The sequence below is a fragment of the Aneurinibacillus sp. Ricciae_BoGa-3 genome, from assembly GCF_028421645.1.
Taxonomy (GTDB): Bacteria; Bacillota; Bacilli; order Aneurinibacillales; family Aneurinibacillaceae; genus Aneurinibacillus_B.
Map to the genome: position 1 here is coordinate 957,544 of NZ_CP116887.1, position 14,990 is coordinate 972,533.

General features: G+C 47.7%; 11 protein-coding genes, 3 rRNA genes and 1 pseudogene. 10 read left to right on the top strand and 5 right to left on the bottom strand.

Annotated elements, in window-relative coordinates:
* Nucleotides 1-92: 92 nt before the first annotated feature.
* A complete protein-coding gene (gene pssA, locus PP175_RS04900; RefSeq protein ID WP_272443190.1) occupies nt 93-584 on the bottom strand; it encodes a CDP-diacylglycerol--serine O-phosphatidyltransferase in 492 nt (163 codons plus the stop codon).
* Nucleotides 585-684: 100 nt separating this feature from the next.
* Nucleotides 685-873: a hypothetical protein gene (locus PP175_RS04905; RefSeq protein ID WP_272441712.1), complete on the bottom strand. Its 189-nt coding sequence runs from the start codon at nt 871-873 to the stop codon at nt 685-687.
* 153 nt (nt 874-1,026) lie between these two features.
* Between PP175_RS04905 and PP175_RS04910 the strand changes: the two genes are divergently transcribed.
* Nucleotides 1,027-1,326 carry a hypothetical protein gene (locus PP175_RS04910; protein ID WP_272441713.1) on the top strand — a complete coding sequence of 100 codons (300 nt, stop codon included), beginning with the start codon at nt 1,027-1,029 and terminating at the stop codon, nt 1,324-1,326.
* Nucleotides 1,327-1,398: 72 nt separating this feature from the next.
* Here the strand turns inward: PP175_RS04910 and namA are convergent, their stop codons facing one another.
* A complete protein-coding gene (namA, locus tag PP175_RS04915) occupies nt 1,399-2,424 on the bottom strand; it encodes an NADPH dehydrogenase NamA (protein ID WP_272441714.1) in 1,026 nt (341 codons plus the stop codon).
* A gap of 688 nt (nt 2,425-3,112) precedes the next feature.
* On the opposite strand from namA, the gene PP175_RS04920 reads away from it, so the two are divergent.
* The 5 genes from PP175_RS04920 to PP175_RS04940 all read left to right on the top strand — a co-directional run bounded on the left by PP175_RS04920 (nt 3,113) and on the right by PP175_RS04940 (nt 9,689).
* Nucleotides 3,113-4,647: ribosomal RNA gene (locus PP175_RS04920) — 16S ribosomal RNA — on the top strand.
* Nucleotides 4,648-4,745: 98 nt separating this feature from the next.
* Nucleotides 4,746-4,862, top strand: a 5S ribosomal RNA gene (gene rrf, locus PP175_RS04925).
* Nucleotides 4,863-5,240: 378 nt separating this feature from the next.
* Nucleotides 5,241-8,254, top strand: a 23S ribosomal RNA gene (locus tag PP175_RS04930).
* Together the 16S, 23S and 5S rRNA genes form the textbook arrangement of a ribosomal RNA operon.
* A 437-nt stretch (nt 8,255-8,691) precedes the next feature.
* On the top strand, nt 8,692-9,078 hold the full coding sequence (locus PP175_RS04935) for a GNAT family N-acetyltransferase (protein ID WP_272443191.1): 387 nt from the start codon (nt 8,692-8,694) through the stop codon (nt 9,076-9,078).
* 83 nt (nt 9,079-9,161) lie between these two features.
* Nucleotides 9,162-9,689 carry a hypothetical protein gene (locus PP175_RS04940; RefSeq protein WP_272441715.1) on the top strand — a complete coding sequence of 176 codons (528 nt, stop codon included), beginning with the start codon at nt 9,162-9,164 and terminating at the stop codon, nt 9,687-9,689.
* A 113-nt stretch (nt 9,690-9,802) separates the two neighbouring features.
* On the opposite strand, the pseudogene PP175_RS04945 reads toward PP175_RS04940, so the two are convergent.
* Nucleotides 9,803-10,716, bottom strand: a pseudogene (locus tag PP175_RS04945) (MBL fold metallo-hydrolase).
* 215 nt (nt 10,717-10,931) lie between these two features.
* On the opposite strand from PP175_RS04945, the gene PP175_RS04950 reads away from it, so the two are divergent.
* The 3 genes from PP175_RS04950 to PP175_RS04960 all read left to right on the top strand — a co-directional run bounded on the left by PP175_RS04950 (nt 10,932) and on the right by PP175_RS04960 (nt 12,737).
* Nucleotides 10,932-11,780 carry an S-layer homology domain-containing protein gene (locus tag PP175_RS04950; protein WP_272441716.1) on the top strand — a complete coding sequence of 283 codons (849 nt, stop codon included), beginning with the start codon at nt 10,932-10,934 and terminating at the stop codon, nt 11,778-11,780.
* A 191-nt stretch (nt 11,781-11,971) separates the two neighbouring features.
* Complete coding sequence (locus PP175_RS04955; RefSeq protein WP_272441717.1) at nt 11,972-12,178, top strand: hypothetical protein; 207 nt, start codon at nt 11,972-11,974, stop codon at nt 12,176-12,178.
* Nucleotides 12,179-12,182: 4 nt separating this feature from the next.
* Nucleotides 12,183-12,737, top strand: coding sequence for a hypothetical protein (locus PP175_RS04960; RefSeq protein ID WP_272441718.1), 555 nt, complete (start codon nt 12,183-12,185; stop codon nt 12,735-12,737).
* 30 nt (nt 12,738-12,767) lie between these two features.
* Here PP175_RS04960 and gabT read toward each other — a convergent pair whose 3' ends face one another.
* A complete protein-coding gene (gene gabT / locus PP175_RS04965) occupies nt 12,768-14,123 on the bottom strand; it encodes a 4-aminobutyrate--2-oxoglutarate transaminase (RefSeq protein ID WP_272441719.1) in 1,356 nt (451 codons plus the stop codon).
* Between the two features lie 223 nt (nt 14,124-14,346).
* On the opposite strand from gabT, the gene PP175_RS04970 reads away from it, so the two are divergent.
* Nucleotides 14,347-14,916, top strand: coding sequence for a biotin transporter BioY (locus PP175_RS04970; protein WP_272441720.1), 570 nt, complete (start codon nt 14,347-14,349; stop codon nt 14,914-14,916).
* The last annotated feature ends 74 nt before the right edge of the window (nt 14,917-14,990 follow it).

Consider the following 14,990-nt stretch of genomic DNA (forward strand, 5'->3'; position numbering starts at 1 on the left):
ATCTACAAATGATTGTAAATCACTTTGTAATATTAAACAACTACTTAGGCAACAAAAAAACGGCCCTCTCTGTTGAAAGGAACCGTTTTTTTTTATAGTTTCGGAATTCGGAGCGGACTCACCATTAAAATCGCAAGTATAATCATTAACCAGGGGCTGGCGAAAGAGAAAAAGGCGAGAACGGCGGTGATCAACCCTGCGAGCGTAATGGGAACGCCTGTGTAATATCCTTTTGTTGGGCTAACGTTAAACCGGCCAAGCCGCCATGCTCCCGCAATCGGAAATGCAATAAATGCGATGGTAAGCAGTGGCGAATGGTGAAGCATGGAATGGGACAGTATCGCGGGGGCGACACCAAAACTTACAATATCGGCGAGTGAATCGAGTTCTACACCCATTGGGCTGTCAACTTTCAGCATCCTCGCCAGCTTGCCGTCAAATACATCACAAACAGCGGCGAGCATAATTAAAGCAGCCGCAATTTTGTAAAAGCCGTTCATTGCAAACGTTATAGAAAAAATGCCGCATACCAGGTTACCCAGGGTAAACGCATTGGGAATCGAACGTAGAAGGGATCCCATTATGCACCTCATTTGTTATTAGGACTTTTTTATGAGATTGTACCATATTAGGAAGAAAATAAAAATACCGCCTTCCTTCTGGCCGAAGGAAGGCGGTTGCCTGTTAACAAACCGGTTCAGCACCGTCTGGGGTCGAATACTCTTTTATAACATAAAGGGGTACAGTAGACATCGTGGAAGTTAGACGGTCTTCGTCTGTATCAGGCGCACAGTCTTCACAGATGTTCAAGTCGATACGCTCATGGTCGCCATGCTTCAACTGACAGCAGGAAAGGCATACGTACATCATCATACATCCCTCCTTTAGTTATATAAATATAACTTTAACATATTAAACAGAATTTTTCAATTGTTTTTTAGTTAAAGTTTTTTAACAAAATGCAATAAGAGATAGTGTATGATCATGTGAGAAGTTTTTGATGCCAGGAGTTAAGGAGTAATGATTATGGACGAAAGAGAAGAATTTACAAAATTAGTTAAGCAGACATACGAGCGTGATACAGCTGCCATGATTCTGGTATTTGCCCAATGGTGCGTCAATCATCAATTGGATGCAGCATCTTTGTACCAGCAGGCATATCCCCATCAAAAGATCCCCTCTTCTTTAGAACAAATGATGGCCATTACAGTTCCGAAAGAAGAAGCAGGTGAGATTCCAACTGATACGCTGCTGTCGGTGCTCCTCGCGTTTGACAATGAATCGCTGGCAGAAGTCGTCCAACAGTATGACAAAAGGGCAAAATAAAGTTATCCACACAAATGCGTTCTGCCTGGACTCTGCTAGGCAGAACGTTTTTATAGTGTGGAGGCCTGCTGCTTAATAGTTCCAGGCTCGCTCATACTGGGCTGGAGATTCAATAGGTACTTTTAATTCAGCTGCGGCAGTTCGCGGCCAGTATGGATTGCGTAACAGTTCACGGGCGAGAAATACCAGATCCGCGCGGTTGCTCCTGAGTATTTCTTCCGCCTGATTTCCGCTTGTGATAAGCCCCACTGCGCCCGTCGCGATTTGTGCCTCGTTGCGTATTTTATCTGCAAATGGGACTTGGTATCCCGGATAAATGTCGATTGTAGCAGGTGGAACGACCGCGCCTGAGCTGCAGTCTATTAAATCTACACCCTGTTCCTTCATTCTTTTCGCATAAGGTACATAATCTTCAGGTGTATATCCTCCTTCATGCCAATCATGTGCGGAGATACGGACAAACAGAGGCCCCTGCCACTCCTCTTTTACAGCATCGATGACTTCTCCTAGCAGACGATAGCGTTTTTCCGGTGTTCCGCCGTACTCATCTTCCCTGTGATTGGAAAGTGGGGAAAGGAATTGATTAATCAAATAACCGTGTGCTGCGTGCAGTTCAATAATATCGAATCCTGCTTCCTTTGCTCTGCGTGCAGCCTGCTTAAAGTCTTGAACTACCTGTTGGATATCTTCTTTTGTTGCTTCCTTTGGCGTTTTCATGTTATCAAAAGGAATAGCGGATGGAGCGAGAATCGTTTCTTCTAAGTCTGCCTTCCGTCCTGCATGGTTAAGTTGAATGCCCGCCTTTGCACCATGCTCATGGATGAGGCCAACGAGTTGCTTTAAGCCAGGAATATGCTCATTGCTCCAAATTCCCAAATCCTGATACGAAATGCGTCCATCTGCCGCTATGGCATTTGATTCGAGAATGATCAGGCCTACCTGCCCTACAGCACGGCTTGTATAGTGTGTCAGGTGCCAGTTTGTTACTTTTCCGTCTCTTTTAAAGCAAGAGTACATGCACATTGGAGACATGGCAATTCTGTTTTTTAGCGTGACATCTTTAATGGTATAGGGGGAAAATAACTTTGAAGTCCTCACTGAATACCCACTCCTTTTTTATATTTATGTAAGTAGAGAACACCAATTAATCGATATGTATCGAAAAATTGAGTTAGAGCTCTTTAATAAAATCTGCAATGCGTGTGATATTATCCTCGTTTCTTTTGTAATACGTCCTTTGGCCAACAGGTGTCACCGCCCACCAAACCGGCTTTCTGGAGCATACGTAAATGCTTATGAAACGGTGGATTGGGTCAGCCCTTTTTTCTATTGAATCGGGCTTTAACTATTTCTAACTGCTCCGTAATATATATTATATATCGACTTTTTTCGATAAGTCAATTTACCTCGGGCTTCCTTAATTTAAACTTAAATATGTGTTTTCGGAAGTTGGCGGACATACAGTCGCCGCTTTTTCTTTATTTTGCGAATAAGGGGAAAGGGCGGTATGTGGAGACTAATTACCAATATTTATATATTGTTTTAACTGGTGCTGTTATGATAAATTATTACTTGTCGCCGCAACACAGCGACTCACTACAAGAAAAAAGTCTTGCTTTAAAAAATGTTGCATGATATAATGTATAAGTTTCCACTAATTGAGTGGCTGACTGAGAAAGTTCCTTGAAAACTGAACAGTGAAATGCCAAATGTGCGATTGACCCAGAATTCAATTCTGGATTTTTATTAAGTAAGACCAGCTCGTATGAGCGAACAGCATCAACCCTTTTTGGAGAGTTTGATCCTGGCTCAGGACGAACGCTGGCGGCGTGCCTAATACATGCAAGTCGAGCGGACTTTGAGAAGCTTGCTTTTCAAAGTTAGCGGCGGACGGGTGAGTAACACGTGGGCAACCTGCCTGTAAGCCTGGGATAACTTCGGGAAACCGAAGCTAATACCGGATAGGATTCAGAACCGCATGGTTCTGGATGGAAAGTTTTCGGACACTTACAGATGGGCCCGCGGCGCATTAGCTAGTTGGTGGGGTAGTGGCCTACCAAGGCGACGATGCGTAGCCGACCTGAGAGGGTGATCGGCCACACTGGGACTGAGACACGGCCCAGACTCCTACGGGAGGCAGCAGTAGGGAATCTTCCGCAATGGACGAAAGTCTGACGGAGCAACGCCGCGTGAGCGATGAAGGTTTTCGGATCGTAAAGCTCTGTTGTCAGGGAAGAACCGCCGGGATGACCTCTCGGTCTGACGGTACCTGACGAGAAAGCCCCGGCTAACTACGTGCCAGCAGCCGCGGTAATACGTAGGGGGCAAGCGTTGTCCGGAATTATTGGGCGTAAAGCGCGCGCAGGCGGTTTCTTAAGTCAGGTGTGAAAGCCCACGGCTCAACCGTGGAGGGCCACCTGAAACTGGGAGGCTTGAGTGCAGAAGAGGAGAGTGGAATTCCACGTGTAGCGGTGAAATGCGTAGAGATGTGGAGGAACACCAGTGGCGAAGGCGACTCTCTGGTCTGTAACTGACGCTGAGGCGCGAAAGCGTGGGGAGCAAACAGGATTAGATACCCTGGTAGTCCACGCCGTAAACGATGAGTGCTAGGTGTTGGGGACTCCAATCCTCAGTGCCGCAGCTAACGCAATAAGCACTCCGCCTGGGGAGTACGGCCGCAAGGCTGAAACTCAAAGGAATTGACGGGGACCCGCACAAGCGGTGGAGCATGTGGTTTAATTCGAAGCAACGCGAAGAACCTTACCAGGGCTTGACATCCCGCTGACCCCTCTGGAGACAGAGGCTTCCTTCGGGACAGCGGTGACAGGTGGTGCATGGTTGTCGTCAGCTCGTGTCGTGAGATGTTGGGTTAAGTCCCGCAACGAGCGCAACCCTTGTCCTTAGTTGCCAGCATTCAGTTGGGCACTCTAGGGAGACTGCCGTCGACAAGACGGAGGAAGGTGGGGATGACGTCAAATCATCATGCCCCTTATGTCCTGGGCTACACACGTGCTACAATGGATGGTACAACGGGCTGCTAACTCGCGAGAGTATGCCAATCCCTAAAAACCATTCTCAGTTCGGATTGCAGGCTGCAACTCGCCTGCATGAAGCCGGAATCGCTAGTAATCGCGGATCAGCATGCCGCGGTGAATACGTTCCCGGGTCTTGTACACACCGCCCGTCACACCACGAGAGTTTGCAACACCCGAAGTCGGTGAGGTAACCGTAAGGAGCCAGCCGCCGAAGGTGGGGCAGATGATTGGGGTGAAGTCGTAACAAGGTATCCGTACCGGAAGGTGCGGATGGATCACCTCCTTTCTATGGAGAATCGGCACACTGGCACTTTCACTGTTCAGTTTTCCAGGAACTTCTTCTTGGAATTGAATACAAAATCAGATACACTAAGTATCTTGCAGTCTGGCAATATTGGCGAAGGGGTCACACCTGTTCCCATCTCGAACACAGAAGTTAAGTCCTTCAGCGCCGATGGTACTTGGGCGGCAACGCCCTGGGAGAGTAGGACATTGCCAGGCCGGCAACCTTGCCGAAAAAAGGATCGTCTACTAAAAGCGCAACGTGCCATCGTTAACAGGCGCAACGTCCTGTTACGTTAACGATGCTAGACCGTCCTGGTCGTCGCTGTTGCAACGTAGACGTTAGCCCATCCGTGGGCGTCAATTTTGCACTTTGAAAACTGAATCATGGAAGAAACAATGCGCAATAGGAAAATCCAATTGTAATAACCTTTTAGGTGAAACCGGATTTCCATGAAAGAAAGCGGCATGAGAAACGAGAGATTCAAGGCGCGGCAGGACCGAGCAGCGGAGCGTATGATTTTGATACGTGAGCAGCGCAGGGACAACGCAACGCAGAAGATCGACGTTGATCAGGACGCTTGATTGGAAACCAGAGGTTAAGCTATGAAGGGCACACGGCGGATGCCTTGGCGCCAGGAGCCGAAGAAGGACGTGGCGAACTGCGAAATGCTCCGGGGAGCTGTAAGCAAGCGTTAATCCGGAGATGTCCGAATGGGGAAACCCACGATTCGTAATGGGATCGTACTCCTGCCTGAATCCATAGGGCAGGTAGAGGCAGACCAGGGGAACTGAAACATCTAAGTACCCTGAGGAACAGAAAACAATAGTGATTCCGTAAGTAGCGGCGAGCGAACGCGGAGAAGCCCAAACCGGAAGGTTCGCCTTCCGGGGTTGTAGGGCGTCTCACATGGAGTTACAAAAGACGGTCATAGATGAAGCGGCCTGGAAAGGCCCGTCACAGAAGGTAACAACCCTGTAATCGAAATGGCCGTCTCTCCGAGACGTACCCTGAGTACCGCGAGACACGTGAAACCTCGTGGGAAGCTGGGAGGACCATCTCCCAAGGCTAAATACTACCTGGCGACCGATAGTGAACCAGTACCGTGAGGGAAAGGTGAAAAGCACCCCGGGAGGGGAGTGAAAGAGAACCTGAAACCGTGTGCCTACAACTAGTCGGAGCACATTAACTGTGTGACGGCGTGCCTTTTGTAGAATGAACCGGCGAGTTACGGTTGCGTGCGAGGTTAAGGTGAGAAGCCGGAGCCGCAGCGAAAGCGAGTCTGAACAGGGCGAGTGAGTACGCAGCCGTAGACCCGAAACCGTGTGATCTACCCATGTCCAGGGTGAAGGTGCGGTAACACGCACTGGAGGCCCGAACCCACGCACGTTGAAAAGTGCGGGGATGAGGTGTGGGTAGCGGAGAAATTCCAATCGAACTCGGAGATAGCTGGTTCTCCCCGAAATAGCTTTAGGGCTAGCCTCGGATTTACTGTACTGGAGGTAGAGCACTGATTGGATGCGGGCCCCTCGCGGGGTACCAAATTCAGTCAAACTCCGAATGCCGGCTACAGATATCCGGGAGTCAGACTGCGAGTGCTAAGATCCGTAGTCAAAAGGGAAACAGCCCAGACCACCAGCTAAGGTCCCTAAATCTTCACTAAGTGGGAAACGATGTGGAGTTGCCCAGACAACCAGGATGTTGGCTTAGAAGCAGCCACCATTTAAAGAGTGCGTAATAGCTCACTGGTCGAGTGACTCTGCGCGGAAAATGTAACGGGGCTAAGTGAAGTACCGAAGCTGTGGCTTGACACCGTAGGTGTCAGGGGTAGGGGAGCGTTCCTGCAGCGGTGAAGCTCGACCGGAAGGACGGGTGGAGCGGCAGGAAGTGAGAATGCCGGTGTAAGTAGCGAAAAGAAGGGTGAGAATCCCTTCCGCCGAAAGCCTAAGGGTTCCTGAGGAAGGCTCGTCCTCTCAGGGTTAGTCGGGACCTAAGCCGAGGCCGAAAGGCGTAGGCGATGGACAACAGGTGGAAATTCCTGTACTACCTCTACTTCGCCCAGCCCTTTATATAATGAGGGGCCCCATGAAAGTAAATGAATCTGCTTCAAAGCCTTTTCATCACTTTCATGGGTATAGTGACGGAGGGACGCAGGAGGGTAAGGCAAGCAGACTGCTGGTTATGTCTGTCCAAGCAATGAGGCGTGTGTATAGGCAAATCCGTACACTGTAACGCCGGGTTGTGATGGCGAGGGAAATTTAAGTACCGAAGTTCCTGATCTCACACTGCCAAGAAAAGCTTCTAGCGAGAAGTAAGGTACCCGTACCGCAAACCGACACAGGTAGGCGAGGAGAGAATCCTAAGGCGCGCGAGAAAACTCTTGCTAAGGAACTCGGCAAAATGACCCCGTAACTTCGGGAGAAGGGGTGCCCCGCTAGCGTGATAAGCGTGAGGGGGCCGCAGTGAAAAGGCCCAAGCGACTGTTTAGCAAAAACACAGGTCTCTGCGAAGCCGCAAGGCGAAGTATAGGGGCTGACGCCTGCCCGGTGCTGGAAGGTTAAGGGGAGCGGTTAGCGCGCAAGCGCGAAGCTGTGAACCGAAGCCCCAGTAAACGGCGGCCGTAACTATAACGGTCCTAAGGTAGCGAAATTCCTTGTCGGGTAAGTTCCGACCCGCACGAAAGGCGTAACGACTTGGGCACTGTCTCGGCAAGAGACTCGGTGAAATCATACTACCTGTGAAGATGCAGGTTACCCGCGACAAGACGGAAAGACCCCATGGAGCTTTACTGCAGCTTGATATTGAATGCTGGTATGATTTGTACAGGATAGGTGGGAGCCTTTGAACCCGGACCGCCAGGTTCGGTGGAGGCATCCTTGGGATACCACCCTGATTATGCCGGCCTTCTCACTCGCATTCCTTATCGGGATGGAGGACCGTGTCAGGTGGGCAGTTTGACTGGGGCGGTCGCCTCCTAAAGTGTAACGGAGGCGCCCAAAGGTTCCCTCAGAATGGTTGGAAATCATTCGCAGAGTGTAAAGGCACAAGGGAGCTTGACTGCGAGACCTACAAGTCGAGCAGGGACGAAAGTCGGGCTTAGTGATCCGGTGGTTCCGCATGGAAGGGCCATCGCTCAACGGATAAAAGCTACCCTGGGGATAACAGGCTTATCTCCCCCAAGAGTCCACATCGACGGGGAGGTTTGGCACCTCGATGTCGGCTCATCGCATCCTGGGGCTGAAGTAGGTCCCAAGGGTTGGGCTGTTCGCCCATTAAAGCGGTACGCGAGCTGGGTTCAGAACGTCGTGAGACAGTTCGGTCCCTATCTGTCGTGGGCGCAGGAAATTTGAGAGGAGCTGTCCTTAGTACGAGAGGACCGGGATGGACGCACCGCTGGTGCACCAGTTGTTCCGCCAGGAGCATCGCTGGGTAGCTATGTGCGGCCGGGATAAGCGCTGAAAGCATCTAAGCGTGAAGCCCCCCTCAAGATGAGATTTCCCACAGCATAAGCTGGTAAGACCCCTTATAGATGATGAGGTAGATAGGTTCGGGGTAGAAGTGCGGCAACGCATGGAGCTGACGAATACTAATCGGTCGAGGGCTTAACCCAATTTTTAGGAATTCCTAACGCATCGTTCCTTCCAATTCAGTTTTGAAAGTGCAATCGACATAGAAAAAAGCCTCCGCTAAAATGCGAGGCTTTTTTATTTAGCCAAAAGAGGGTACGGAGCGTAACATTTTAAAAAAATTTGAATGAAATAATAGAACTCTTGAGCTATAATAATGAACATGATTTACGCGGCCTTTAACAACAGACGTCTGCAGTAAGCGCTGGACGCAAACCGGTTGATTTGGCACTGCAACATTAAAGAACAAACAAAACAATGTGCGGAGTGAAAGATGAAAACTTATTGTTTGAAAAATGGCGATGGCCTGTTGTTAAGAGCGGGACGCCCTGAAGACGCAGAAGCATACATACATTAAATCAACCAAGCTGCTGGTGAAAGCATCAACCTAACGTTTGGCAGAGGGGAATATTCTGCATCCATTGAAAAACAGGCGGATGAAATTGAGAAGTTTTATGAAAGCGACAACCAGCTGTTTTTACTTGAAGAAATCAACGGAAAAATAGTTGGCAATTTAACGTTTCGCTGCGGGACGAGGCCAAGAACCGTTCATGCAGGGGAATTTGGCCTTACTATCCTTCAGGAATATTCGGGACTGGGCATTGGAAGACGCCTGATGGAGTTTATGCTGGGGTGGGCCCGGGATACAAAGCGAATTTATAAAATCAATCTTCGAGTACGAGATGGAAACAATAGAGCGATTCAATTGTATAGAAAAATGGGTTTTATAGAAGAAGGAAGAATTAAAAGAGGCTTTTTAATTGGCGAAAAGTTTCATGATGCAATACTGATGGAATTGTGTATTTGATTGAACCAGACTTATTAAATCTATTTTAAACAACCACCTGAGCGACGAGATACGAACGCTACAGGGATGGACGGGGCGCACAAATGAAGAAATGTTTAATTACGGTGCTTTTTTTGCTGGCAGCTGGGCTGCTTTCCACTTTTTTCGTAACCAATCATCCGAATGCTGCAGCTGAGCCTAACGGGAAACTGCAACCATATACCAAGGCTTTTATGTCACTGGCGGTACAAGGCCAGGTCACAGGAGTTCCGTTAAAAGTAGGGGATACGTATCAAAACTTATTGGACAGGACAGGGAAAGAAGTAGGAAAGATTAATGGCCAGTCAGGATTTGTACCGGTGCAAATTGCCGAGCAGGAGTGGGCATTATTTAACGATATAACAGCCGATGGTCACTATCAAGTCGTACCAGCGAGTAAAATCTGTGGTTTTTTGTTGATTGATAAAACAATTGGTTATCAGGAATTAATGAAAAAAGTGGGCAACCCAGTAAAGAAAACAGTGGATGACCCGAATTATTACCAGTTGATTTATCATGCGGGAGATCATACCGTTCTTTATGAAAGAAGAAAAGAAATAATGAAAATATGGATTTTGCCAAACGCGAACTGAATACCTGATCCTTAGCAAGTCCTTTGTCTGGTGGAGCCCCAGGCCACGACGTACTCGGTTTACGTAGGAACATTAAGAAAGCCACTTAACACAGCGAGTGGCTTTTTCTGTTGCTACTTATCTCTGAGCGTTTCACCTAGCTTCAATATTTTTAGATGGCGGCTGCTCAGCTTCAAACGCTGCCACTCTCGCTGCAGTCGGTCAAGCGCTTCCCTTGGCGTATCGTCTGCAAGGCGGAAAGTTCCGTAATGCATCGGAATAAAGTATTTTGCACGTAAATCAGTATACCCTCTAACCGCATCTTCCGGGCTTGTATGGGCAGTTGACATAATCCATTCCGGTTCATATGCGCCAATTGGCATAAGAGCGTAATCAATAGAAAACCTTTTACCAATGTCCTTAAATCCCCGAAAGTAACCCGTGTCCCCAGCAAAATACACGGTTTTTTTGTTGGCGGTTATGACCCATCCACCCCAATGCGAAGTATTAATATCGGTTAAAGTCCTTCTTGTCCAGTGCTGGGCGGGAACGAAATGAAATTCAACCCCTCCCAATGATATCTTATCCCACCAGGCCAACTCCTTTACTTTGGAAAACGATTTTTTATGAAAAAGCCGACTTAAACCTTCTGGAACAAAGTACTGTATGCCTTTGCCAAGCCTTCGGAGAGTGGGGAAGTGAAGATGGTCGTAATGAGCGTGCGAAATGACAACGGCGTCAATTCTTGGAAGGTCCCCTAAATGCAAGCCCGGGGCCGTAATTCGTGTGTCTAATCCCATTCTGGTGGCCCATACCGGATCCGTTAAAATGTTAAGACCACCCGTTTGGATAAGAAAAGTAGAGTGCCCAACCCAGGTAATGGTTGTTTGGGTCCGGTTGCTTTTTAAAAATGAAAGCTCCTTATGCTGAGCCTGCGGAACGGTATAGGTGCCAATTTTTCTTTTTTTCTTCTTTCTCTTCTCCAGCGAACTATATCTTTAAGGTTGTTATAGCTTTTGACCTTATCCAGATTGGAATATCGTTTCATGAGCGGAAAACCCCTGATTGTTGTTTTTTTTGCGGATAAGCTAGTATACGTTTATCTTTCCACACGTTATCTCTCTAATTCATTTCAATTGGTGTAAATATCATGCAGAGAAAAAATAAGGGTCTGCATACAACATTTCATCAATGGCAAATTGCGTTTTAATTTGTATTATTAATTTGTCATGAAAATATAATCTTATTATGGAGGTAACATAATTGAAAAATGTACATAAGGTCATCGCGGGCACGTTATTAGCTTCAAGTGTGCTTGCACCAGCCCTTGTTCAAGCAGCTAGCACTACCGTTTCTTCTTCCCAAAGCAGCTATAACGATATTGGCGACGCTGGCCAGTGGGCAGTAAGTTTTATCACCAAAGCAAAAGAATTGGGAATTATGGTAGGAGACAACCATAACAAATTCCATCCTACCCAGGCGATCACCCGTCAGGAGACAGCGGTAGTACTTAGTAACTTACTAAAGCTTAATGTACAGGATGTTGCCAAGTCCAGTTTCTCTGATGTTAATGCGAAATGGGGCATTAAATATGTGGAAGCTGCTAAAAATGCCGGTTTAATGCTTGGGGATGGCAATGGCAAATTCAGACCAGACGCACCGATTACCCGTCAAGAGCTTGCGGTTATACTTGTTAAGGCAGCTACTGGAACAGCACAAACAGGCACTTATACATTATCCATTCCAGATGCTGGTTCTGTAAGTAAATACGCAAAAAATTATGTAGCAAAAGTAATGGAATTGAAGCTCATGGTCGGGGATACAAATAAGCACTTTAACCCACTTAATACCGCATCCCGACAGGAGATTGCAACAGTAGTGGTTAACCTACATGACTACTTAGAAAACAACGCGAAAGCAGGAGGAACTACCACTGGAGACAGCGTGAATGTAACAACAGGCGATAGCCTTAACGTTACGAGTGGCGACTCCGTTAACGTGACCAGCGGAGACAGCCTTAACGTTACGACTGGTGACACCATGAACCTCACCACCGGGGATAGCACGCAAATAACAACTGGAGACACCACGAAAGTGTCGACTCATTCATAGGCATTATAAAAATGGCCGGTGCCTAAACCGGCCTTTCTTTGTTGACTGAGAGCTATGTTATCCTCATAGCGGCAAAAACGCTACAGAGACCAGATGGGGATGCTCAGTTGCAGCTTCGCTGGGCTAAGTTTTCTTCGGGGGATAAAATCATGTATAATGAAGATTAGGGATAAGCTAGTGAGGTGAAATGAATGGCAATTATGTTCTCAAGCCCAACGATGATTATGATGTTCATTTGTGGCATGATTTTTCTGATTACCTTTTTCGGAGGGATTATTACCGCAATTGTTCAAACTGTTCGTGGAAAACTCCGTGTAGATTATGATCAGATAGCTGCACAAAATGCGCAGGAAGATATAGCACGGAGAAAGGGTATTTTGATGTCGAAACCGGAGTGACAATATGTTCGACCCTACAATTTTTGAAAATCTAAAGATTGCACTCGAAGGTACGGTATACGATAAGGACTTTTCGGGTGAGATACTCGTAACGTCGCGCCACGACGCTGTGGACCTCGCAGATATGTCCCGCGAGTACCGGATCGGTTTTCAGTTAAAAGAAAACAATACGGAAAGTCCGCAGCAGCTCGCGGCTGAAATCGTTTTAAAGGCGGAAACCCAGGATCTTTCGGGGGAGATATTAGAAATGGACGCCAAAGATTCCGGCAAGCCCGGGTGTACCATTTTTGTTTACATATACCACAAAGCTGTCACAATTCATCTATGCTCGGAAATAGAGGATGTGCTGGATGAATTATGGTCCTTCAGGCCGCGCATCAGGCAGGAACTTTCATTTGCTCTTCCTCTTGACAAAAAAGAAGAACGATATAAAAATACGATTACGCTTGACTTCGGGCGTAAAATAGATGAAAGCAACTTTGAGGATTTACCTGAGATGATAGACTGCACCATTTCTTCTCTCGAAAGCATTACAAATCTAATGAATAACCGCCTTTAAAAAGGGGGGTAAAGATAATTTTTCCCGGTTCTACTGAGCGAGGGCTGCGGAAACGGCTGCCTCAATCGCTTCCTCCAGAATGGTGAGTCCTTCATCAAGTTCTTCGTCAGTAATAACGAGTGGCATGAGTACCCGGACGACATTGCTGTACAAGCCGGCGCTTAACGTAAGCAGGCCTCGTTTATTTGCTTCCGATACAATTTGGGAAACGAGCTCTTTCGCCGGTTCTTTGCTCGTCTTATCTTTCACAAATTCCATGGCGCACATCGCGCCAAGCCCGCGCACATCCCCGATACAGCTATACTTTTCAGCAAGTTCACTAAATCGAGGCATGACTTTACCGCCAATAGCGGTGGCACGATCGTTAAGCCGTTCTTTTTCTATAATATCCAATACAGCAAGAGCGGCACGGCACCCAAGCGGGCTGCCGGCATAGGTGCCGCCGAGTTCCCCGGGGCTGGCTGCATCCATAATCTCAGTGCGTCCGATAACCCCGGATATAGGCACACCCGCACCCATGGATTTAGACACGGTGATCATGTCCGGTATGACGTCAAAATGCTCCATCGCAAAATATTTTCCCGTACGCCCAAAACCTGTCTGAATTTCATCTGCAACGAACAGAATGCCATGCTGGCTGCAAAGTTTCGCTACACCCTGCACAAATTTCTTCGAGGCTACAACGAATCCGCCTTCACCCTGTACCGGTTCCATCACGACCGCGGCGATGGATTCAGGGGCTACGTCGCCTGCCAGAAAATTTTTAAATTCATCCAAAATAAAATCATCGTATGCTTCCTCACTCATTCCTGCCGGGCGCCGGAAGCTGTACGGATAGGGAGCCTTATAAACTTCAGGGGCAAACGGGCCAAACTCAAATTTATAGGGCCGAACTTTGCTTGTCATGGTCATCGTCATCAACGTTCTGCCATGAAAGCCGCGGGAGAATACAACAATGCCCTGGCGTTTCGTATACTTGCGGGCAATTTTCACTGCGTTTTCCACTGCTTCTGCGCCGCTGTTGAGAAACAACACCTGCTTGTCGTGCCCGCCTGGCGCGAGTTTGGCAAGCCGCTCTGCCAAAGCAATGTATGGTTCATACATCATCACGTTAAAACCCGGGTGAATATAGTTGTCTACCTGGTCATGCAGAGCAAGCGTTACATTCGGGTGGCAATGCCCGACGTTGAGGGTTCCAATCGCTCCGGCAAAATCAATATAGATGTTTCCGTCCACGTCTGTCACCAGCGCACCTTGCGCGTGATCAATAAATGTCGGGATGCCGTTGCTTACACCTCTGGCAACGTAGCGTTTGCGCTTTTCCAGCAGAGCTTTTGCTTTCGGTCCGGGCAGTTCAGTTCTAACGTTCGCAAATTTGTAAGCCATTGATAAATGCCTCCTCTTTTGATCCTTTCATCCTTATTCCTATTGAAGCGGTATGCCAGTGGAAGACCAGGCATGATTCGGCAAAAAACGGATTATGCACAATTCAGAATTGAATTACAACCATTGTAGCATAAATGTATTGATTCTTATTTCTTTATTGACAACATAACAATATCGCTTTATGCTTTACATATGTAAACTAATTTAAAGGGGCGGTTAACAATTGAAAAAAGATAAATTTTCCGTACTTGATCTTACATACATGGCCTTAATTGCGGCGATGGTTGCGGTGCTTGGATTTATATCGATTCCTCTGCCGCCGCCGGCTGTCCCGATAACAGGGCAGACGCTGGGTATCATGCTTGCAGGAGCCGTTCTTGGGGCTCGGCGAGGAGCACTAAGCCTCGTTTTATTCATCCTCCTGGTTGCGGTAGGCATGCCTATCCTGTCCGGTGGCAGAGGGGGCGTCGGGGCATTATTTGGACCTAGCGGCGGGTATATCTTTAGCTGGCCTTTTGCGGCCTATTTTATCGGAAAGTTCACGGAAAGGCACGGATCTCTCAACTTTATCAAATCGTTCATTCCGTGCGTTTTATTTGGAATTATTCTTGTATACGCGGTTGGGGTTCCATGGTTAAAGTTTGTGACGCATATCAGCTGGGGCAAGGCTTTGGTTGGTGGCGCCCTTCCTTTTATTCCAGGAGACGTGCTGAAGGCTATTATCGCTTCACTCGTCGCAGTTGCCGTGCGGAAAGCGAAACCGTCACTTTCCTATCAATACAACCACAGATAATTTGAACAGGTGAAGGGGCTGCTGTTATGGTAGCTTCTTTTTTTGTATATACGTGATACGTGCTGCCAGGGCTG